The following is a 21,944-nucleotide window of genomic DNA, read 5'->3' as shown; positions in this document are numbered from 1 at the left end:
CGTCTACAATTATACCGACATAGTCTGAACCATTATGGGGCTGTAAAATAATGAAAAAATGGTTTTCTCTGGGATGGGTAAGTTTGCTTATGGGCTGTGCCGGTCAACCCGTTTCAACCGCCACCTCAGCATCCCCCCTCGCGCCGACTATGTATGATTACTCAATCTCATCAGCCCAAGGCACACCGCTCAGCCTGGACGAACTCAGCCTGGCTATCACAGGTGCCGATATTATTTTAGTCGGCGAATGGCATGGCCACCCTGGCGTGCATTTAATGCAAGCGCAACTCTTGGCCCAACTTTATCGCCAGAATCCAAATATCGCACTGTCGATGGAGCAATTCACCCGAGATCATCAATCGGTGCTGGATCAATATCTGGCAGGAACAATTGGCGAGCAAACCCTGATCAAAGACGCTAATGCATGGCCAAATTACATCAGCGATTACCGCCCGCTGGTTGAATTTGCCAAACAGCATAATTTAGATGTGATTGCAGCGAATGCACCAAGATCCATCGTCCGTTGTATCGGGCAGAATGGCGCAGCATACCTCGATCGCCTGCCGCAACATGAACGGAAGTGGGTGGCCGAGCAGCTTACCCTGACACCCGATGCGTACCAGACCCAATTTACGACTTTGATGCACCATGGCGAGGAAGCCAAAACGCAGCACCTGTTTGCCGCACAAACCGCATGGGACGATACCATGGCAGAGAGTATGGTGAATTATCTGGCACAGCACCCGGGTCGGCAGATCATTCATGTGGCAGGCCGATTTCATGTCGCAGAAGGTTTGGGAACGGCTGCTCGTATCAAAGCCCGCAACTCTGGTTTGGACATAGTGATGGTGACACCGGTTACTGACACATCCCGTCTTTCCGCACAAGCGCCAGATTACCGCGTCAGCGTGATGCCGTTACCCGAAGACTACGTCAATAAAGATAATATGATGGCTGCGATGAAAGGGCTCCATGGCAGAAACAACGCTTTGAAATGTTATAAATAGCTAATGGGGTTGGTATAACGAAAAGAAAAGAAAAGAGAAGAACAGAACCCCATCGGCGGCCAGGCACATACCTCTTTTCATGGACTTTGAACCGGTCATCATCCATCAACATTGGTACTGGGGTTCTTGGGAGAGAGACCGCTAGTATCTCTATCACATCTAAACTACCTTATGTTCCTTACCCTTAGCTGAACAAGCATTCTATTACCTCGTGACACAGTACTGATCGACACATCAACAAAATGCCAAATAAGTATGATTAACCACAATCGCACTCGCCAGCCAGTACTTAAACTAAATCAAGAAAAGTATTTGGTTATATATATCAACAAAACACACAAAAACCCTATATATGGCATGTCTCTTGTTTCTATTTTGTTAAAAATTAGATGTTCTTTCTTTTCCCTTTGCGATAAAACAATATTCTGACAGGGACAACATGGCATCGGGCAAGACAAAGACACCAACAACATGCACAAATGATTTCGCCATGATCTGAATAAATAGAAGCAAGGAGCTCGCAATGAAGGGAAAGAAACTGCTTACCGCAGCGTGTGTCACAGCATCACTGGTATTATCAGCATCAGCACTGGCCGGTATGGCTAAAGTCGCCGTATCACAAATTGTTGAACATCCGGCGCTTGATGCGGCTCGTCAGGGCCTGTTAGATGGCCTGAAGGCAAAAGGGTATATTGAAGGAACAAACTTGGAATTCACCTACCAGACCGCGCAAGGTAACCCCGCCATTGCCGTACAGATTGCCAAACAATTTGTGGGGGAGCGCCCCGATGTACTTGTGGGTATTGCGACACCAACAGCGCAGGCTCTGGCAGCATCTACCCGCACAATTCCTGTCGTGTTTACCGCCGTAACCGATCCCCTCGGCGCTAAGCTGGTCAGGAACATGGATAAACCCGGTCGTAACGTAACCGGTTTATCGGATCTTTCTCCTGTCGCCCAGCATGTCGATTTAATGCAAGAACTTATCCCGGATCTGAAAAGTATCGGGGTTGTCTTCAATCCCGGTGAAGCCAATGCGGTGGCACTTGTTGAACTGCTACGCGCAGCGGCTGATGCCAAAGGGCTGACCGTTGTTGAAGGCACCGCGCTTAAAAGTGCCGATGTTCAGTCTGCCGCACAAATCGTCGCTTCAAAAGCGGATGTTATCTATGCCCCAACCGACAACACGGTGGCAAGTGCCATTGATGGCTTAGTCAACGCGGCTAATCAGGCTAAAAAGCCCATCATTGGTGCATCAACCACTTACATTGCCAACGGCGCACTAGCCGCTTTGGGATTCGATTATTACCAGGTTGGCGTGCAAACGGCTGATTATGTCGATGCCCTTTTAAAAGGAACCCTAGTCGCAGATCTGCCCGTTAAAGTCGCCAAAGGCTCAGATCTGGCACTTAACCAAAAAGTGGCTGATCAATTGGGCATTACTTTCCCGGCTTCGGTATTAGAGCGTGCTACGACAATAGAGAAGTAAATATTAGGTTGCGAGTAACGAGAAGCGAGATATTTCCAGTCACTCGCCTCTCGGTACTTGCCTCTATCTCTCTAAAGACAAGGAGTGTTTTTGATGTCTTTCTTTGCCTTCATCGGTACGCTGGAAATAGGTTTAGTCTATGGCTTGGTTGCCCTTGGGGTTTACCTGACCTTCCGGGTATTAGATTTTCCCGATCTGACTGTCGATGGCAGTTTTCCCATGGGTGCCGCTGTTGCGGCAACCGCTATTGTTGCGGGGATCAACCCTTGGTTAGCCACCTTACTGGCGATAATTGCCGGTGGAATGTGTGGCCTGGTAACGGGCTTCCTGGCGATCCGTTGTAATATTTTACATCTGCTCGCCAGTATCCTGACCATGATTGCCGCCTTCTCGATCAACATCCGTATTATGGGACGTCCCAATCTTGCCCTGCTGGGTGAAGAGACTATTCTGACGCCATTCGAAACCTTCGCCATGAACAACGGGTTAGACTCAGATCTGATCCGCTTACTGGTTGTTGCCCTGCTCGTCGGCTTAAGCGCCTGGTTCATTATCCGTCTGCTCGCCAGTGACTTTGGTTTAGGTCTGCGGGCAACGGGGGTGAATAGCCGCATGGTCAATGCCCAAGGGGGAAATACGGCACTGTACACTTACCTTGGCTTAGCCCTTTCTAACGGATTTGTCGGCTTCTCTGGAGCCTTGTTTGCTCAAACCAACAGCTTTGCGGATGTCACTTCCGGTGTCGGTACAATTGTTGTCGGCTTAGCGGCGGTTATTCTGGGTCAGACGCTGATCCCCGGCCGAAAAATCTGGGTCGCTGTTGTTGCTGTTATCGTGGGTTCGGTTCTTTACCGTCTGGCTGTTGCCTTTGCATTAAGCTCTGGCATGTTCGGCCTGCAAGCATCAGACCTTAATCTGATCACTGCAGTACTGGTCGCTGCCGCGCTGATTGCCCCGCGTATGAAAAGCAGCTTTCACCGTAAAAAGAAACGCGTCATTGCGGCAAAAAAACTGGCCTAGGTGGTAAAGCTAAAGATGATTGAATTAAATGATATCCGCGTTACCTTCAATGAAGGCACTATTTTAGAGAACCAGGCCCTGCGAGGCGTCGGCTTAACTGTCCCGGAAAAACAGTTTGTCACCGTGATCGGTTCAAACGGTGCGGGTAAATCAACCTTACTCGGTGCGGTGAGCGGTGAAACCCCGATGAGCGGCGGGCAGGTATTGATCGATAATATCGATGTCACCGACAAGTCTGTGCATGAGCGCGCTCAGTATGCCGCCCGTGTTTTTCAGGATCCCCTTGCAGGCACCTGTGCCTCACTGACAATTGAAGAAAATATGGCGCTGGCCTATAAGCGAGGCAGTCAGCGCAGCTGGAAAATGGCACTTTCTTCCCATCGTCGAAAGCTGTTTCAAGAACGGATCAGTATCTTAGGCTTAGGGCTGGAAGATCGCCTGGGCGACAGTATTGGTCTGCTATCGGGAGGTCAGCGTCAGGCGGTAAGTCTGGTAATGGCCACCCTTGCTGACAGTAAACTGTTACTGCTTGATGAGCATACTGCGGCACTGGATCCGCGTATGGCGGCATTCGTTCTTTCGCTGACTAAAAAAGTGGTTGAAGAGTTCGATCTGACAGTCATGATGGTCACTCACTCAATGAAAGATGCGCTGGCCTATGGCGATCGCACTGTCATGCTCCATCAGGGCGAAATCGTGTTAGATGTTGATGGCCATGAACGGGACCAGATGGACGTGAAGCATCTGCTGGAAATGTTCAGCAAAGTACGGGGCGAAGAACTGGCAGATGATAGTTTGCTGTTGAGCTAACGAGTATCGAGAGGCGGATTCGAGTGACGAGTATCTCGTTACTCGAATCGAGTTACTCGCAACGTCTTATCCCTAGAACCTCAGGTCCATAGGACAGCTCTTAACTAAAACCACCGCTCTAACGACGTCTTGTCCAGTTGCTGAAATGCCCGGTTCAGTACTTCAGCCAGTTCCAAATAGCGAGGCTGCTTTTTCAATGGCTGCATCGCATATCCTTCATTTTTTATCTTTTCGTAAATTTCGCGATACCAAGTTGCTAATGACGGTGGAAGTACAGTGCGACTTCGCTTGCCTAACCACCATAACCCCTGAAGCGGCATACTCAGCGCAAAAAAGGCCACGACAATCGCCTGAGGCAATGCATCATAGTTGTTGAATGCCATTTGGCTTAGCACACTCATCACTGCAATAGCCGGCATCACACGGGTCGCAAATTTTGTTGCTTTAATATATCGCGGCTCAGGGAACATCAAAGCGAGCTCTTTGCGTATCGGCCATGTTGCCATATATTGCTGACCGTTTTGAAAATTCTGCCAGATCGTTTCTTGACTCATAAAACACCAACCATCAAAAAAAACTGTAAAAATTCAAATTTAGAGACAATAAAGTTGATTCAAATTAAATTTTTCTAAAAATCTTTTTGTTATATTGCATAACAATCGCTATCCTTAGCGCGCCTTAAAGTAATTGTTGCCTGTATTTATCATTCTGGCAACCCATGGCACTCTCAAGGATGACCCAGAATTGCGGGTTACTCAATTCTCTATTATACGGACAAAACGAATTTGACCCAGATTAGGTCGACTAAATACATTGTCGTCTACTCCATGGGTACTTTTTTTATTCAATTTGAATATCAACTTTCAGACAGATTATAGGTAGTCACTCATGTCTAAGCTGGTTCTAGTTCTTAACTGCGGTAGCTCTTCTCTTAAGTTCGCAATTGTTGACGCTGTTTCAGGTGATGAGCACCTGACAGGTCTTGCAGAATGTCTGCACCTTCCAGAAGCTCGTATCAAGTGGAAACTTGATGGCAAGCACGAAGCACAACTAGGCGACGGTGCTGCGCACGAAGAAGCTCTAGCATTCATGGTCGATACCATTATTGCGTCTAAGCCAGAGCTGGCAGATAACCTGGCCGCTATCGGTCACCGTGTGGTTCACGGTGGCGAGAAGTTCACTCAGTCTGTACTTATCGACGAAGCGGTAGTTAAAGGTATCGAAGATTGTGCAGCACTTGCACCTCTTCACAACCCGGCTCACATCATCGGTATTAAAGCGGCTCAGAAAGCATTCCCAGCACTGAAAAACGTGGCTGTATTCGATACTGCTTTCCACCAGACAATGCCTGAAGAAGCGTATCTATATGCACTTCCGTACAACCTATACACAGACCACGCTATCCGTCGTTACGGCATGCACGGTACTTCTCACCTGTTCATCACGCGTGAGACAGCTGAGATCCTAGGCAAGCCTGAAGATGAACTGAACATCATCAACTGCCACCTGGGTAACGGCGCATCTGTTTGTGCAATCAAGAACGGTAAGTCTGTAGATACCTCTATGGGTCTGACGCCGCTTGAAGGCCTGGTAATGGGTACGCGTTGTGGTGATATCGATCCTGCGATCATCTTCCACCTGCACGACACACTGGGTTACTCTGTTGAGAAAATCAACAACATGCTGACTAAAGAGTCTGGCCTTCTCGGTCTGACCCAAGTGACTTCTGACTGTCGTTTCGTTGAAGATAACTACGGCAAGAAAGAAGAAGCAACTCGTGCGATGGACGTGTTCTGTCACCGTCTGGCTAAGTATGTTGCTGGCTACACAGCCTCTCTAGAAGGTCGTCTGGACGCGATTGTATTCACTGGTGGTATCGGTGAAAACTCTGCACCGATTCGTGAGATGGTTCTGAACCGCCTTGCTATTCTGGGTGTGGAAGTTGACGGTGAGAAAAACCTTAAAGCACGTTTCGGCGGCGAAGGTGTTATCACTACAGACAACAGCCGTGTACCAGCAATGGTTGTGTCAACTAACGAAGAACTAGTGATCGCAGAAGATACCGCGCGCCTAGCTGCAATCTAATTTAACGATTACCAAAACGGCTGGCCTAGGCCGGCCGTTTTTTCATGTGTTTTTACACACTTTATGTGGTGCTGCTCTATAGTTGTTCGATGAGTAATTATTTAACCGCACTGTATTGTTCAATAGTTTGAGGAATTCATAGTGTCCCGTACTATTATGCTTATCCCAGTTGGCGCTGGTGTTGGCCTAACTAGCGTTAGTCTTGGTGTTGTTCGTGCAATGGAGCGCAAAGGCGTTCTCGTTTCTTTCTTTAAGCCTATCGCCCAGCCACGTCACGGTGGTCCACAGCCTGATCTGACAACAACGATCATCCGTGCTAACAGCGATATGAAAATTGCAGAACCATTTTCAATGGCGCATGCAGAAGAACTTATCCGTAACGATAAGAGTGATGTACTGCTAGAAGATATTGTTGCCCGTTTCAAAGAAGCGACAGCAAGTTCTGAAGTTGCCTTAATCGAAGGTCTGGTACCGACTCGCAAGCACCCATTTGCTAACCAGATTAACTATGAAATCGCAAAAACGCTGGATGCTGAAATCGTCTTCGTTGTGGCGCCAGGTACAGATAACCCAGCACAACTTAAAGAGCGTATCGAAGTAGCATGTTCTAACTTCGGCGGTACTAAGAACAAGCAAATCTCTGGCGTTATTGTTAACAAACTAAACGCACCCGTCGATGCTGAAGGCCGTACTCGTCCTGATCTGTCTGAAATCTTTGACGATGCAGAAGCGACTATCCCTTCAAATGTTGAAGTCATGCAAGTGTTCAACTCTAGCCCAATCCGTGTACTTGGTTGTGCGCCATGGAGCTCTGAGCTAATCGCAACACGTTCAACGGATATTGCAAAGCACCTTAACGCTGAAATCATCAACCACGGTGAGATCGCGACTCGTCGTATTAAGAGCATCACTTTTTGTGCGCGTTCTATCCCGAACATGGTTGAGCACTTCCGTCCGGGTTCACTTCTGGTCACTTCGGCAGACCGTCCTGACGTTATCGTGGCGGCATGCCTTGCTGCAATGAACGGCATGGAAATCGGTGCCCTGCTTCTGACCGGCGGCTATGAACTGCCGAAGCCTGTGATGGATCTGTGTAGCCGTGCATTCAAAACAGGCCTGCCTGTCATGACGGCACAAGGTAACACTTGGCAGACGTCTCTGAACCTGCAGAGCTTCAGCCTGGAAGTACCTGCTGACGATAAAGAACGTGTAGAACTCGTTAACGAATACATGGCCAGCCACATTGATGGTCAGTGGATTGACTCGCTATCTGAGGGCTCTTCTCGTGAACGCCGTCTGAGCCCCCCCGCATTCCGTTACGAACTAACGGAGCTTGCGCGTAAAGCGGCTAAGCGTGTTGTTCTTCCTGAAGGTGACGAGCCCCGTACCGTTAAAGCGGCGGCAATCTGTGCTGAACGCGGCATTGCTGAGTGTGTGCTTCTTGGTAACCCACAAGAAATCAAACGTGTTGCTGAACAGCAAGGCGTAACTCTAGGTGCCGGCGTTAAGATCATCGATCCTGACCTCGTTCGTGAGCAATATGTTGCTCGTCTGGTTGAGCTACGTAAGAGCAAGGGCATGACTGACGTCGTTGCTCGTGAAAAACTGCAGGATACGGTTTTCCTTGGCACAATGATGCTAGAAAACGACGAGGTTGATGGCCTTGTTTCTGGTGCCGTCCATACGACTGCTAACACAATCGTACCGCCGTTCCAGATCATCAAAACCGCACCTGACGCATCTATCGTATCTTCCGTCTTCTTCATGCTGCTGCCTGATCAGGTACTGGTATACGGAGACTGTGCAATCAACCCGGATCCAAACGCTGAGCAACTGGCTGAAATCGCAATCCAATCGGCAGATTCTGCGAAAGCATTCGGTATCGAGCCTCGCGTTGCGATGATCTCATACTCTACCGGTACTTCTGGTAAGGGTGCAGACGTAGACAAAGTACGTGAAGCGACCCGCATTGCTCAAGAGAAGCGTCCTGATCTGATCATCGATGGTCCTCTCCAGTACGATGCGGCAATCATGGAAAACGTAGCGGCTTCTAAAGCGCCGGACTCTCCGGTAGCAGGTAAGGCAACGGTATTCGTATTCCCAGATCTGAACACCGGTAACACGACCTACAAAGCGGTACAGCGTTCAGCAGAACTCGTTTCTATCGGTCCTATGCTTCAGGGCATGCGTAAGCCGGTTAACGACCTTTCTCGTGGCGCACTGGTAGACGATATCGTCTACACCGTCGCACTGACTGCGATTCAGGCGAAACAAGCTGAAGACGCAGCTTAATAATTTGCTCTTAGGCTGATACAAAAGCTAATCAAATAAAACGGCCTCGCATTGCGAGGCCGTTTTTTATGGTCTAAATAATGTCATTACCACTATATTAGCCCGATGACATTAGGCTTCACGCAGGTAAATCAGCCAGTAACCGATACCAACAAAGACACCACCTCCGATAATATTGCCGATCGTCACAGGAATGAGGTTGTTAATAATGAAGTTACCCAGCGTTAAGTCAGCAAAGTCAGCCGGATTCATTCCGCTCATTTGCCAGAATTCAGGCGAAGCCAGTGTCTTGATGCCAATCGCCATTGGCACCTGAAACATATTTGCAATACAGTGCTCAAAACCGGCAGATACGAACATTGCCACAGGCAAGATCGTAACCAATATTTTATCCGTCAGGCTTCGCCCACTGAAGGTCATCCAAACTGCAATACAAACCAGCACATTACACATAATACCAAGGGCAACCGCCTGGAAAAAATCGTGATGTAACTTGTGCTGGGCAATTTTCATCGTATTAATACCCACACCGCCATCGGCCGACATATACTGTTTTGTTACCAGCATAATACCCACCAAAAGCAGCGCACCAATCAAGTTACCCACGTAGACCATAGTCCAGTTAACGCAGAGGCTCTTCCAGGTTATTTTACCGCTGGCTCTCGCAACTAAGGTAAGGACAGAGCTGGTAAATAACTCGCCACCGGTAATAATAACCAGAATAAGTCCCAGACTGAAGGCAATCCCGCCAACCAACCGGACCATGCCCCATGCCATATCATCGGCTCCGGTTGTTACGGTTGTATAAAAAACGAAAGCAATTCCGATATGAAGACCGGCAGTAATCGCCAGCATAAAGGACTTGATGGGATCTTTGGTCGCTTTACTTACCCCAATATCTGCCGCTTTTTCCGCCATTTGAGGCGGTAAAAGGGAATCAAACTGACCCTGACTCATAAACTCGCACCTGATGCTCACTGAAACACATAAAAAAGTGGCTGGATAGTGGATCTAATCCAAACAAAATTCAAGACTCGATCACAATAAAAACTCGATATAACCGAATCAATACCTCGAATATACCGAATCAACAGATTTAGTAAACATAGTTAAACATTTCAGTAATTGTATTAATCAATTCGATCAAAAAAGCCCTCACAATCATTAATCCATTCCTCTGAAATTTTCATGAGACCCGCCACTTCCCATACCATTGCTGCTCGCTGACCACTGAGTTAATTTGGATACTGACAGTTACGGATACAAAGCGAGAGATTGTTCTGACGAGGTCGTGGTGCGGCGGGCATGTATGTTTCGGTGGACTATCCAGGAGGTTACTGGGGTATAACGACTTTCAAGCTACTTCATGGTGTCTGAAAAGCGGCGGCTCAGCCGCTTTCGCTGCGATAAGTTGGCTTTTACGCCAACTCAGTCTGACAAACTATGCCACCGTCAAAGGTAACTACCTTAAGGGTATTGTCTTCAAGCAAGCCAAAACTTGCTTGGTAGTCTCCGCGGGGCATGGTGACCGAGCCTGGGTTGAAAACAAAAAACTCACCTTTTGGCTCTGCCAGAGGAAGGTGGGTATGGCCAGAGACAATCACGTCTCCCGCTCTTAACCGCGGATGCTTATCGCCATTATAAAGATGGCCGTGAGTCAGAAATAAGCGTCTGCCATGAGGCAACAGCACCAGGTTATAATCTGCCATCATTGGAAAATCGAGCAGCATCTGGTCGACATCACTATCGCAATTTCCCCTCACCGCAGTAATTCTATCCGCGTACTGATTCAATAACTCAGCCACCTCTGTCGGTGCATACCCTTCAGGCAATGCATTCCTTGGCCCGTGATTTAACACGTCCCCCAGCAAGATTAAGTGTTCAGCGCCACTGTGTTCAAACGCAGTAAGCATGGCCCGGGTGCTCACGGCACAACCGTGAATATCGGAAGCAAAAAATAGTTTCATGAAAAAAATCACAATATATAGAACGGAATAACCTGAAATAGTACGCCGATAGTGACGATATTTCTATGTTGACTCCTAATGCGTCTAATCTATTGAGACGTCCTCGTGCAGCATGCCATTCAGCACGATATTGTTGTAGCTGACCATTCCCATCACTTTGCCATCTTCTATCACCGGGGCTCGACTAATGCCAAACCGCTCGAACAGCCGTGCGCAATAACGCACATCCATAGAGGCATTCACAGACAAAGCGGGCTTAGTCATTATCTCATAGACATTGGTACGCTTGGGTGAATGGTCCTGGGCCAGCACTTTCTTGGCAATATCATTCATCAACACAATGCCATATTCATCGTCGTCATGGCGCTTGTTAACAATCAGTGCTTTCACCTGACGCTCTTTGGCAATCACAATCGCCTCTGCCACCGTGGTGATCCCCTCGACAATCGCGTAGGTATTCGCCATCACATCCCGTACCCGAACAATCGGCTGTTTTCTCATAGTTTATCCTCCACGACCTTGGTCAGCTCTTCAACCTGATGAGCGACACCTACGGCATCCTCTACATCTAACTGAACGGCTATCCCCTCTCCGTTTTTATTATCAAACTCACCGACTTTTTCAATGGTTTCCAATATCGAGCGAGCAAGATGTTCTTCAACCACCAGTAATAACACATCACGCTGTACTTCGAGGGTCAGGCCAAAAAAAGTTTTCCTTTTACGTAACCCTTCACCGCGGGCATTGTTGATGACCGTCGCCCCGGTCGCACCCGCCTCGCGAGCCGCATCCAGAACAGCATCCGTTTTTGTATCTTCGACAAAAGCGACTATTAATTTAAAACGCATTATTCAGATCTCCTTTGATTTCTCTCGCCAAGCCAGGCCGACAACTGGGCATACCCCATCACTGTTATCATCGGAAATAAACTGGCAAAGGCAATCAAACCAAAACCATCTAACATCGGATTACGTCCTGGTACGGTAGACGCCAATCCAAGCCCAAGAGCGGTAACAATTGGTACTGTTACTGTTGAAGTCGTCACACCACCGGAATCATAAGCGAGTGGAACAATCGATTTCGGTGCAAAGTGAGTTTGCACCACCACAATAATATAACCCGCCATAATATAGTAATGCAGCGGATCACCCACGACGATACGGTAGCTGCCTAATGCAATCCCTGCCGACACTCCTGTTGCAACAGCGATACGTAATCCACTCACCTTGATCGTACCACCGGAGACCTGATTCGCTTTGATTGCCACTGCAATCAAAGACGGTTCCGCCACCGTAGTACTAAAACCAATGGCCGCCGCAAACAGGTAAATCCAGTAATAATCTGACCAATGAATATTCTCCGGGATCAACGCCCCTTCACCAAACAAAAATGTGGGATCGGTCAGCTGCGTTGCCATTGATTCACCTAACGGAAACAAAGCCAGCTCCAAACCCATCAAGAATAGTGATAAACCCAGAATGACATAGAAAAAGCCCAGAGCAACTCGGTGCCAGTTCGCGACCGGGCGGCGCAATACGGCTAACTGAAAGCCAAATATGATGATCGCAATCGGCACCACATCCCTGATCGTTGTCAGCAATGTGCCCGTAAAATGGGTAAGGATTGAAGCGAACTGCATCATTGCTACCGCGACTCCTCACTAACTCAAAAACATGCCGTACCCCATGACGAAAATCATCGGAGTCAGCGAAGCAAAGGCGATTAGCCCGAAACCATCAACCATCGGGTTCCGTCCCTTAATAGACGAAGCCAACCCCACCCCCAATGCCGTCACCAAGGGCACGGTAATGGTCGATGTCGTTACCCCCCCGGAGTCATAGGCAATTCCGATAATGCTGGGAGGGGCAAACCAGGTCATTGCCATCACCACGCCATAGCCACCGATAATCATCCATTGGATCGGCCACCCTTTCAGAATCCGCAGCACCCCGATCATAATGGCAAAGCCAACAGAAAAAGCGACGGTTAAGCGTAAGCCGGATGCATAGTCTTTCTGGGAGGATTCATCTTTAGCGATCATCCCCCCTTCAGCGGCGACTTCTGCCGCTTCATGAGCTACGGCAGTCAAAGCGGGCTCAGCAATGGTGGTGCCAAACCCCAGACAAAAGGCAAAAATGAGTAACCAGACCAAGCTCCCTTTGCTGGCAAAAGCACGGGCCATCGTTTCGCCAATCGGGAACAATCCCATCTCTAAGCCGAAGATGAAAAATGTCAGCCCTATTACCACGAAAAGTAACCCGAGCAAAATGGTGCCCCACTCAGGTAAAGGCTGTTGCAAAACAACCAGCTGAAAGAAGCTGATAACACCGATGATGGGAAGCAAATCACGCAAACTCAGTAGCATGGATCGAAATAAGGCGACGATTGCTTTCACTCCTCCCCCTATATGCTGCGCAGACATCAATCAATACGTTATATTAATAACCCTTTACCTTGGCAAAACAAATATTAATGTATGAGTCGGGAAGTTAAGCACATAATTGAATACCGAACAGACAAAGATCTTGCCTTTCATTAGGATAAAACACATTCTGCTATCAGGTCGGTATCAGTTATGGCCGCAACCGTCCTAACAATCCTCCATACCGTGCAAGAATCCCCCACACTAATAATTAACTCATTGAATAAAAATAATTAAAGAATAAATAGTGAACAATAACTATTGTTTATACTTATACCTAAGGCGCTTCAATTGGCATTAAGTACATAATTAAGGATGAAGTACGATAATGAACATTCTAATTACAGGTGGTACCGGGTTTATCGGCAAGGCACTGCTCCCTCACTTTAATCATGATCATGTCACCGTACTCAGCCGGAACCCCACGAAGGCTTATCAACGACTGGGGCACCATATCAAGGTCATTACCAACCTGGACAAACTTGGCAACCTGAATGATTTCGACATCGTGATTAATCTGGCGGGTGAACCCATCATCAATAAACGCTGGAGTGAAAAACAAAAGCAGATCATCTGTGAAAGCCGTTGTGTCATCACGGATGCGCTAGTGAAAAAGATCAAAGAGAGTGATACCCCCCCTCACACTTTTATCAGCGGTTCGGCTGTCGGTATTTATGGTAACCAAAACTCCGTCTCTTTCGATGAGAGTCTGGAAGTCAGTAATAACGGCTTTGCTCACCTGGTTTGCAAAAAATGGGAAGACGCGGCATTAGCCGCACAATCAGAACAAACCCGCGTTTGCCTGTTACGCACAGGTATTGTACTGGCTAAACATGGCGGGGCTCTTGCCAGAATGTTACCGGCTTATCAGCTGGGATTAGGCGGACCCATTGGCAATGGGCAACAGTATTTTCCCTGGATCCACCTGCAGGATATGGTCAAAGGTATTATATTTCTGATCAAGCACCCTGACGCCCGGGGGGCATTTAATTTCACCGCGCCGAATCCGGTCACTAACAAAGAATTCAGTCGGACTCTGGCAACCGTACTGCGCCGGCCACACCTTTTTTTCATCCCGGCCTGGTTATTAAAACTCGGACTTGGCGAATCCGCGACTTTATTGCTTGATAGCCAGCGGGCCCTTCCCGCAAAGCTGCAGGAGCAGGGATTCCATTTCTGTCACCCAGAGCTGGAACATGCCCTGAGAGACATCCTGACCGAGTATAAATAAACAGGCCTGATCACTCACCGGTATACTATGCTCGTAACGGCTGCAGTAACTGCCTCAACATCGTGCTGATCATCATCAGCACCAGGCCAAGGGCCGCTACCGGCAAGATCAACCATAATGTCGGATGCCATTGTACTGGCAGTTCAAACCCCCACGTTACCAACGCCGCCACAACGGCTTCGGCACCGGCGACAGCCATGATCCCGGCCAAGAGTGCCATGATGCCGTATTCGCCCCAAACCGTTGCAGAAATACGCTGTTTACTGGCCCCCAACGTGCGGTATAGCTTTATCTCTTGCTGGCGTTGAGACAGACTCAATCGTAATAATGTCATGACTAGCAGTAAGCCACTGACTACGCCTACCCCCGCCAGCACCGACAATGACAAAGAGACCTGCTGCAGCATCAGCTGGATCCGTGAAGCCATCGTGCGCAGATCCAACAAGCTGACCGTAGGATAATCCCGCCCGAGCTGATTAACCAGCTCGTTCTGATCTTGCTCTATACGAAAACTGACCAGCCAGGTTGCAGGTAAATTCGCCATCACATCAGGTGTGAAGATGAAATAGAAGTTTGGCCGCATATTGCGCCATTCCACCAGGCGAATACTGTTAACGGTCGCGGTAAAGGGCTGACTGTTGACATTAAAGCTCAGCTCATCACCCAACGAGATCCCTAGTCGCTCAGCCAACCCAGCCTCAACCGAGACCCCTGTGGTGGTGGTCCATTCACCCTCAACAATCTGATTATGGACAGGTAAGGTATCGCGCCAGGTGAAATTTAACTCTCGTCTCAGCGCTTCATCACGTTGCTCCGGATCGTGCTCCTGACCTAAGGCGTCATTGTTGTTAACCGCCACCAGACGCCCCCGGATCACCGGATATCCCTCAGAGCGAGGTACTTTGTTGTTATCCAGATCTGCGAGGTAACGCTGCTGCTGATCCGGGCTGATATTAATCGCAAATACATTCGGCGCATCAACCGGCAAGGTATGTTGCCAGTCAGCCAGTAGATCCGTTCGCAGCAACCAAATTACAGCCAGCAACATCAGCGAACTGGTGAGCGCAGCCAGTTGAGCGCCTGTCGTCAGGCGGCTACGACCAATACGGCTCAGGGCCAGTGTCATAGCAGGCCCCCATGTTCCTTTGCGCAGCAACGACACCACCGCAACCCCTAAGACAGCTAACAGGAGCAGCACCACGGCTAGCCCGGCCAGGGTCATCCACATAAATTTATTATCACCAAACCAGATCAGTGCTGCGGCAACCGGGAACAGTAACAGGCCGTAACCTTTGCGCGGTTTCGGCCAGTCGGCCTGCTGCTGAATAACTGAGATGGCGGGTGTGTCCAACAGGCGAAGAAGAGAAATCCCCACCCCGGGAACAGCCACCAGCAAAGCAACAAAAAGACTGATCAGTAATGGCGAGAATCCCATTGCCGGCAGTGGGTCCGGCAAGACATCAGCCAAGGGCAAACGCAACAACGCTTCAAGCCCCCAACCGATAGACACACCGGCAACGGCAGCCAGTGAAAATAACATCGCCAGCTGCCCCGACAACCACCGCCATAACCAGCGTTTGCTTGCGCCTAAACTCTTCATCATGGCAACGGTTTCAATACGCGTTGACGTATAATGCTGACACGTTAAGACCAGCGTTGCCGTTGCCATCATGATCACCAGGATCAGGGTAAGAGAAAGATATTGCCGTGCCCGCTCGATCAGCTCCCCCGTTCTCCCCTGAGTCGTTTCACTCAGCCAGCGTTGACCCGGTTGTAGCTCGATGCCTTGCTGCAGCGCGGCTAACGTGTCGTCACTCCCCGTAAAATAAGCCCGGTATTGCACTCTGCCGCCGGGCTGAATCGCGCCCGTACTGGCAATATCATCATAATGAATTAATACCGCAGGCATCTGACTGAACGGATTGAAAGAGAGCTCCGGCTCTTGCTCAATTTTACCAGACACTTTTAGCTCAGTATCACCAATCGCGACAACATCCCCTTGCTTCACTTCCAATAACGAGAACAGTCGCTCCGCCAGCCACAGCTCACCCGGCTGCACCCGGTTACGTTTATCCTGCAAACTTTTCAGCACCAGCTCACCACGTAAAGGGAAATCACCCTCAACAGCCTTTACACTGACTAATTGCATCTGGTGTTCACTGAATGTCATGGTGCCAAAACGGGTTTGCTGAGAAAGCGTCAGGCCAAGCTCCTCAGCTTTGCTGATCAATGACGGTGCGATCGGATTACCTGAAACCAGCACCAGATCAGCAGCAAGGACAGATCGGCCCTGATCCGTCATGATCTTTTCAACCCGAACCACCAGCGCGGCAAGAGCAAACACACAGGCAATAATCAGGGTAAGTGCAACCGCAACCGGCCATAGCTGGCCATGCCATAACTCCCGCCAGCTCCATTTTAAAAGCAACCCTTGTCTCGGTTGCCCTGCCGCCAGACGGGTACCACTCTGCTCTGTCATGCTGCCTCCACCTTACCGCCATGGATCAGCAAAGTACGGTCGCACCGTTCAGCCAGCTGAGGATCATGAGTTACCAGCACTAAAGTGGTGCCATGGTCACGGTTTAGCGCAAACAGTAAATCAATGATCGTCGCAGCCGTATACTGGTCAAGATTCCCGGTCGGTTCATCAGCAAATAGCACCTTGGGCCGGGTCATAAAAGCACGCGCCAACGCCACCCGCTGCTGTTCACCGCCGGATAGTTGCGATGGCAGATGTGTTTCACGCCCGGTCAGTCCAACCTGATGTAAAAGCTCAGCAGCACGTGCAGCATCCCCCGCCTCCCCTTTGATAAGCGCCGGTAACATGACATTTTCAAGGGCATTTAAAGACGGAATGAGTAAGAAGCTCTGGAATACAAAACCAATCGCATCACTGCGCAACGCCGCACGCGCCTCATCATCCAATTGTGAAAGCATATTACCGAGCAGTTCAATTTCACCGGAGCTCGGAATATCCAGCCCTGCAAGCAGGGTCATCAAAGTCGATTTACCAGCCCCCGACACACCAACTAAAGCAATCGCCTCTCCCTGCTCGACCTCAAGAGAAACATCCTGCAAAATGGTCAGTGATGACGTTGCCGTCGTCACCTGTTTGGAAACAGATACAGCCTTAATCACGGAAGTTGACATAATGCGAATCCTTTCAGTTTTATTGATCTATTTATTTTCACTAAACGCCTGGAGCAACACGCTATTGGTCGTTGGTGACAGCCTGAGCGCAGGTTACCAAATGCGCGCAGATCAGAGCTGGCCTGTACTATTAGAACCAATGCTACAGCAACAAGGACATAACATGACCGTCGTTAATGCCAGCATCTCTGGTGATACGACAGGCAACGGATTAGCCCGGCTGCCAGCCTTATTACAACAACATAACCCAGACTACGTCATTATTGAGCTCGGTGCGAATGATGGTTTGCGCGGCTTCCCGCCAGCCACCATCCGCAACAACCTCAGCCAGATGATAATCCAAATTCAGGCGATGGATGCCAAGGCCCTGCTGATGCAAATCCATGTCCCCCCGAACTACGGTAAACGCTACAGCGAAACATTCAGGACAATTTATCCGCAGCTCAGCAAAGAATTTGCAACGCCGCTACTGCCTTTTTTCCTGGAAAGGATCATTTTAAGGGATGAATGGATAATGGCTGATGGTCTTCACCCTAAAGCCGTTGCCCAACCCTGGATTGCAGAGTTCATGGTTTCACAATTAACCCCTTACCTTTAAATACGGACAGCTATGACAACCTCTATACTTATTACCGGCTGCAGTACTGGTATCGGACGCCACTGCGCCCTGGCACTTCATCAGGCTGGCTACACGGTTATCGCCAGTTGCCGCCGCGCTGAAGACGTCGCAGAACTTCAGGCACTGGGACTGCATTGTGTCCAGATTGATCTCAACTGCAGCCAATCTATTCAGTATGGCCTGACAGAGGCACTTAAAATTACCGGCGGCAGATTAGATATATTGTTTAATAATGCCGCTTATGGTCAGCCAGGCGCACTGGAAGACTTGCCCACCCAGGCACTGCGTGAGCAATTTGAAACCAACCTGTTTGGCTGGCATGAATTAACCAAAGCGGTGATCCCGTTGATGTTGCAGCAAGGCCGCGGCAAAATTGTTCAGAACAGTTCGGTACTGGGGCTGGTGGCCATGAAATACCGTGGCGCATATAACGCCAGCAAGTTCGCTCTGGAAGGCTACACCGACACACTGCGGCTGGAGCTGGCAGATACCCCGGTTGAGGTTAGCTTGATTGAACCCGGCCCTATCAAGAGCCTCTTCAGGGAAAATGCCAAACAAAAATTTGAGCAGTACATCAATATAGCGAATTCCCGCCACCAGCCGAGTTACCAAAAGACGCTGGAGAGATTGGGCAAATCCTCGCCATCAAATAAATTTACGCTCTCTCCTGAAGCCGTTTTAAAACCGTTGCTACACATAATTAGCAACGATAAGCCAAAACCTCGCTATTTCGTTACTCAGCCGACTTATATCTTCGGCTTCCTGCGTCGATTACTGCCTACGCGCTGGCTGGATAAATTACTGATAAAAAGTAATTAAGCCTTATATAACCTGGTTTTTATCGCTATTTGCACGGTTTGGTATCCAGACCAGACTGTGTCGCCTATCTTGTCGCAACGGCGTCTGCGAACAGCTAAAAAACATGTTAGCCGATTCAAAAACAGCTCGGATTAATGCGCATAAGCTAAATTAATAGCCCTTAATGCCAATCCTTCGCTCGACACGACAAAAAGATACAATAATGTCACATTAGTGTCATATAAAAAGAGTACCTTACTGGATGTAGGCTGAAGGAACCCCGTATTGATCATTTTCCTCCGGCACATTCAACACATGATATATATTGAGGGGGAATTATGACATTGCGTCAGATAAATCTGCTTTGCGTCTTCGTGACACTCGCACTACTGTTAACATTCCAAAACTGAAAAGGAGAGCGACCAATGCTCTCCATTTTCACTGCCAACTGCGCGACTTCTTGATAATCCTGAATCTATCCCCATATCTTTAGTACCAATCGCATCAAATAACAGCTTATTCAGTAATAATGCGATAGAGATAACTAAACAGTCTATGGAATGAATGGCATGTACGAAAAATTAGCTATTGAACTGAATGAACAAAACCTGCAACAAGTGATTGAGCAGTCAATGCAAACACCCGTTGTCATCAGCTTTTGGGCTCCCTCAATGCCTGAAACTGCGGAAGTTAATGCATTACTAGAAAAAATCACAGCGCAATATCAGGGACAACTTGTACTTGCAACTCTGGACTGTGAACAGCAACAGGCGGTCGCGGCACAATTTGGTGTTCGGGGGCTGCCAACGGTTGCCCTGTTCAAGAATGGCCAGCCGGCAGATGGCAGCGCGGGTCCGCAAACCGAAGAAAGCTTACGTGAAATGCTAAGCAAGCATTTGCCGAGCCAGGAAGAAATGCAACTGAAACAGGCGTTAGCCCTGGTCGATAACCAGGATTATGCCCAGGCATTGCCAGTACTTCGCCAGCTTGCCACCAGCTTCCCGAAAAATAGTATTGTCGCTTTAGCCATTGCTGAATGTTTAGTTGAAACGGCGCAATTTGATGAAGCTGAACCCCTGTTAGCAACCGTGCCGATGCAGGATCAGGATGCTAAATTCAAAGGCTTAATGGCAAAACTTGAGCTGCACAAACAAGCAAGCGATTCACCGGAAATTCGTTCACTGGAAGAGAAACTGGCAACTAACCCGGCTAATGCGGAAGTCTCTTTTGACTTAGCTGTACAATATAGCCAGGTAAACCGTCAGGAAGAAGCCCTCGAACTGCTAATTACAATTCTGCGAAAGGATCTGAATTTCGCAGACGGTAATGCAAAAAAGACGATGATGGATATTCTGGCCGCACTGGGACAGGGCAATCCTGTGGCAGGCAAGTACCGTCGCCAGCTCTACTCCCTGCTTTACTAACAGATAAAAACCACTTCATCTAGAAAAGGCCATGCTCTATTGGCCTTTTTACCTCATATCCCCCCATATTGCAGTACCGCTCAATATGGCAAAAGACGGCAGATACTGATATAACAAAGTCAGCTGTTTAATGGTCTGAACCTATTATGTTTAAATCGTTACTTTCAAAAGCACTTCTCATACTGCCTTTTTTCTCCAATTCAGCTTTAGCTGAACCCATCGTATGGCTGGCTAAAGATGCCCAGCGCCAGTTCGTTATTCTCGGCTCCATCCATGCCGGCACAGACACTATGTATCCATTGCCCAAGGCTTTTTTGCAACAGTGGCAATCAGCCGACGGGTTGATCGTCGAAGCCAATATTCTGAATCCACCGCCAATGGATATCGAAACTTCGGGACCAACATCTCATAGCCAGTTAACCACTGAAGAAATGCAGAAACTCACGGATATCGCCAATCAATTAAATCTTCCTTACCGCGCACTCAGCGATAACCCGCCTTGGTTAACTGTCGTGAGTCTGCAAATGGCACTGGCCAATCATATGGGCTTAAATACGGAACAAGGGATTGACTATATATTGTTAAAAAGAGCTGATAACCAGGGCCTGCCGATTTTCGAACTGGAGAGTATCGAGCAACAATTAACTCTGCTGCAAGATTTACCCGACCATGGGAAAGAAATGCTGGTAAGTACAATCAATGAATGGGAACAAATGCGAGGTGAATTATCTTGTTTGATCGAAGCATGGCAGACCGGTGACAGTCAGCAACTCATTCAATTATTTGAAGAGAGTCATTATTCAGATGAAACCGATAATCGACTTATTTTTAATAGGAATAAGCATTGGGCAGATACACTGGCCAACGATAAACAGTATCAGCAGGGGCACTATATGGTTGTCGTGGGGGCATTTCATCTGTTCGGCGAGCAAGGCTTACCAAATTTACTTAAGCAGCGCGGTTTTACCGTTACGCGTTTGACTCAGGAAATGTCCGCTAACTGCGACTAAAAGAACTGGCCGCTATCGATCAGAAGCCGGAGATACACCGCCAAACTGCGCTGGTCACTGAATTTTGACCGAAAGAAAGCCCCGTCTTTTGACGGGGCTTTCTTTATATGGTCGGTGAAGAGCCAATTCAAGGTCTGGTGAACCCCCGCCCCTCTGGTCCGCTATTTCTCAGAAGCCGGAGATGCGCCACCAAACTGCACTGTTCACTGAATTTTGATCGAAAAAAAGCCCCGTCTTTCGACGGGGCTTTCTTTATGTGGTCGGTGAAGAGCCGATTCAAGGTCTGGTGAACCCCCGCCCCTATGGTCCGCTATTTCTCAGAAGCCGGAGATGCGCCACCAAACTGCGCTGTTTACTGAATTTTGGTCGAAAAAAAGCCCCGTTTTTCGACGGGGCTTTCTTTATATGGTCGGTGAAGAGGGATTCGAACCCCCGACCCTCTGGTCCCAAACCAGATGCGCTACCAAACTGCGCTATTCACCGAACAGTTTTAGGCTTATTGCCAAGGAAATGCATGCATTACCTGAATATGGGGTGGCTAACGAGGCTTGAACTCGCGACAACCGGAATCACAATCCGGGACTCTACCAACTGAGCTATAGCCACCATTGTAAGTGGTC

20 protein-coding genes and 2 tRNA genes are annotated in these 21,944 nt (G+C 48.7%); 11 read left to right on the top strand and 11 right to left on the bottom strand.

Annotated features, from left to right (window positions below):
• Positions 1-50 precede the first annotated feature (50 nt).
• From AC2204_RS18630 to AC2204_RS18615, 4 genes are all read left to right on the top strand, one after another.
• Entirely contained in the window at positions 51-1,007 is a 957-nt protein-coding gene (locus AC2204_RS18630; RefSeq protein ID WP_318927297.1) for a ChaN family lipoprotein, read from the top strand.
• 523 nt (positions 1,008-1,530) lie between these two features.
• Positions 1,531-2,496 carry an ABC transporter substrate-binding protein gene (locus AC2204_RS18625; RefSeq protein ID WP_318927295.1) on the top strand — a complete coding sequence of 322 codons (966 nt, stop codon included), beginning with the start codon at positions 1,531-1,533 and terminating at the stop codon, positions 2,494-2,496.
• Between the two features lie 93 nt (positions 2,497-2,589).
• A complete protein-coding gene (locus AC2204_RS18620; RefSeq protein ID WP_318927293.1) occupies positions 2,590-3,516 on the top strand; it encodes an ABC transporter permease in 927 nt (308 codons plus the stop codon).
• A gap of 15 nt (positions 3,517-3,531) precedes the next feature.
• Positions 3,532-4,326, top strand: coding sequence for an ABC transporter ATP-binding protein (locus AC2204_RS18615; protein WP_318927291.1), 795 nt, complete (start codon positions 3,532-3,534; stop codon positions 4,324-4,326).
• 104 nt (positions 4,327-4,430) lie between these two features.
• Here the strand turns inward: AC2204_RS18615 and yfbV are convergent, their stop codons facing one another.
• Positions 4,431-4,880, bottom strand: coding sequence for a terminus macrodomain insulation protein YfbV (gene yfbV / locus AC2204_RS18610; protein ID WP_318927289.1), 450 nt, complete (start codon positions 4,878-4,880; stop codon positions 4,431-4,433).
• Positions 4,881-5,214: 334 nt separating this feature from the next.
• On the opposite strand from yfbV, the gene AC2204_RS18605 reads away from it, so the two are divergent.
• Together AC2204_RS18605 and pta are read left to right on the top strand one after the other, a co-directional pair.
• Positions 5,215-6,411: an acetate kinase gene (locus tag AC2204_RS18605; RefSeq protein WP_318927288.1), complete on the top strand. Its 1,197-nt coding sequence runs from the start codon at positions 5,215-5,217 to the stop codon at positions 6,409-6,411.
• 141 nt (positions 6,412-6,552) lie between these two features.
• The gene (gene pta / locus AC2204_RS18600) at positions 6,553-8,703 is read left to right on the top strand and encodes a phosphate acetyltransferase (RefSeq protein WP_318927286.1); all 2,151 of its coding nucleotides are present in this window, start codon (positions 6,553-6,555) and stop codon (positions 8,701-8,703) included.
• Positions 8,704-8,814: 111 nt separating this feature from the next.
• On the opposite strand, the gene focA is transcribed toward pta, so the two are convergent.
• The 6 genes from focA to AC2204_RS18570 all read right to left on the bottom strand — a co-directional run bounded on the left by focA (position 8,815) and on the right by AC2204_RS18570 (position 13,065).
• Positions 8,815-9,660 carry a formate transporter FocA gene (gene focA, locus AC2204_RS18595; RefSeq protein ID WP_318927285.1) on the bottom strand — a complete coding sequence of 282 codons (846 nt, stop codon included), beginning with the start codon at positions 9,658-9,660 and terminating at the stop codon, positions 8,815-8,817.
• A 461-nt stretch (positions 9,661-10,121) separates the two neighbouring features.
• Positions 10,122-10,670 (bottom strand): phosphodiesterase, encoded by a 549-nt coding sequence (yfcE, locus tag AC2204_RS18590; RefSeq protein ID WP_318927284.1) that lies wholly within the window; start codon positions 10,668-10,670, stop codon positions 10,122-10,124.
• 84 nt (positions 10,671-10,754) lie between these two features.
• The gene (locus AC2204_RS18585; protein WP_318927282.1) at positions 10,755-11,171 is read right to left on the bottom strand and encodes a CBS domain-containing protein; all 417 of its coding nucleotides are present in this window, start codon (positions 11,169-11,171) and stop codon (positions 10,755-10,757) included.
• Positions 11,168-11,518 (bottom strand): P-II family nitrogen regulator, encoded by a 351-nt coding sequence (locus AC2204_RS18580; protein WP_107284219.1) that lies wholly within the window; start codon positions 11,516-11,518, stop codon positions 11,168-11,170. The genes AC2204_RS18585 and AC2204_RS18580 overlap by 4 nt, the downstream gene beginning before the upstream one ends.
• Positions 11,518-12,312 (bottom strand): DUF1538 domain-containing protein, encoded by a 795-nt coding sequence (locus AC2204_RS18575; RefSeq protein WP_318927280.1) that lies wholly within the window; start codon positions 12,310-12,312, stop codon positions 11,518-11,520. Before AC2204_RS18575 ends, AC2204_RS18580 begins: the two co-directional genes overlap by 1 nt.
• Positions 12,313-12,330: 18 nt before the next feature.
• Positions 12,331-13,065 carry a DUF1538 domain-containing protein gene (locus AC2204_RS18570; RefSeq protein WP_318927279.1) on the bottom strand — a complete coding sequence of 245 codons (735 nt, stop codon included), beginning with the start codon at positions 13,063-13,065 and terminating at the stop codon, positions 12,331-12,333.
• Positions 13,066-13,420: 355 nt separating this feature from the next.
• Between AC2204_RS18570 and AC2204_RS18565 the strand changes: the two genes are divergently transcribed.
• The gene (locus tag AC2204_RS18565) at positions 13,421-14,323 is read left to right on the top strand and encodes a TIGR01777 family oxidoreductase (RefSeq protein WP_318927277.1); all 903 of its coding nucleotides are present in this window, start codon (positions 13,421-13,423) and stop codon (positions 14,321-14,323) included.
• 25 nt (positions 14,324-14,348) lie between these two features.
• Here the strand turns inward: AC2204_RS18565 and AC2204_RS18560 are convergent, their stop codons facing one another.
• Together AC2204_RS18560 and AC2204_RS18555 are read right to left on the bottom strand one after the other, a co-directional pair.
• The gene (locus AC2204_RS18560; protein ID WP_318927276.1) at positions 14,349-16,802 is read right to left on the bottom strand and encodes an ABC transporter permease; all 2,454 of its coding nucleotides are present in this window, start codon (positions 16,800-16,802) and stop codon (positions 14,349-14,351) included.
• Positions 16,799-17,473 (bottom strand): ABC transporter ATP-binding protein, encoded by a 675-nt coding sequence (locus AC2204_RS18555; protein ID WP_318927275.1) that lies wholly within the window; start codon positions 17,471-17,473, stop codon positions 16,799-16,801. Before AC2204_RS18555 ends, AC2204_RS18560 begins: the two co-directional genes overlap by 4 nt.
• Between AC2204_RS18555 and tesA the strand changes: the two genes are divergently transcribed.
• The 4 genes from tesA (at position 17,472) to AC2204_RS18535 (ending at position 21,324) form a co-directional block, all read left to right on the top strand.
• Positions 17,472-18,071, top strand: coding sequence for a multifunctional acyl-CoA thioesterase I/protease I/lysophospholipase L1 (gene tesA, locus AC2204_RS18550; protein WP_318927353.1), 600 nt, complete (start codon positions 17,472-17,474; stop codon positions 18,069-18,071). The two genes, AC2204_RS18555 and tesA, sit on opposite strands and share 2 nt — an antisense overlap.
• Positions 18,072-18,083: 12 nt before the next feature.
• On the top strand, positions 18,084-18,911 hold the full coding sequence (locus AC2204_RS18545; protein WP_318927273.1) for an SDR family oxidoreductase: 828 nt from the start codon (positions 18,084-18,086) through the stop codon (positions 18,909-18,911).
• A gap of 548 nt (positions 18,912-19,459) precedes the next feature.
• On the top strand, positions 19,460-20,314 hold the full coding sequence (locus AC2204_RS18540; RefSeq protein WP_318927272.1) for a co-chaperone YbbN: 855 nt from the start codon (positions 19,460-19,462) through the stop codon (positions 20,312-20,314).
• A gap of 146 nt (positions 20,315-20,460) precedes the next feature.
• Positions 20,461-21,324, top strand: a complete 864-nt coding sequence (locus tag AC2204_RS18535; protein ID WP_318927271.1) for a TraB/GumN family protein — start codon at positions 20,461-20,463, stop codon at positions 21,322-21,324.
• Positions 21,325-21,730: 406 nt separating this feature from the next.
• On the opposite strand, the gene AC2204_RS18530 is transcribed toward AC2204_RS18535, so the two are convergent.
• Both AC2204_RS18530 and AC2204_RS18525 read right to left on the bottom strand, forming a co-directional pair.
• Positions 21,731-21,807 (bottom strand) — tRNA-Pro (locus tag AC2204_RS18530).
• Between the two features lie 47 nt (positions 21,808-21,854).
• A tRNA-His gene (locus AC2204_RS18525) sits at positions 21,855-21,930 on the bottom strand.
• Positions 21,931-21,944 lie beyond the last annotated feature (14 nt).

Source organism: Photobacterium sp., assembly GCF_057456235.1.
The sequence above is the reverse complement of the archived record's forward strand: the minus strand, read 5'-3'. Positions and strand labels throughout refer to the sequence as shown.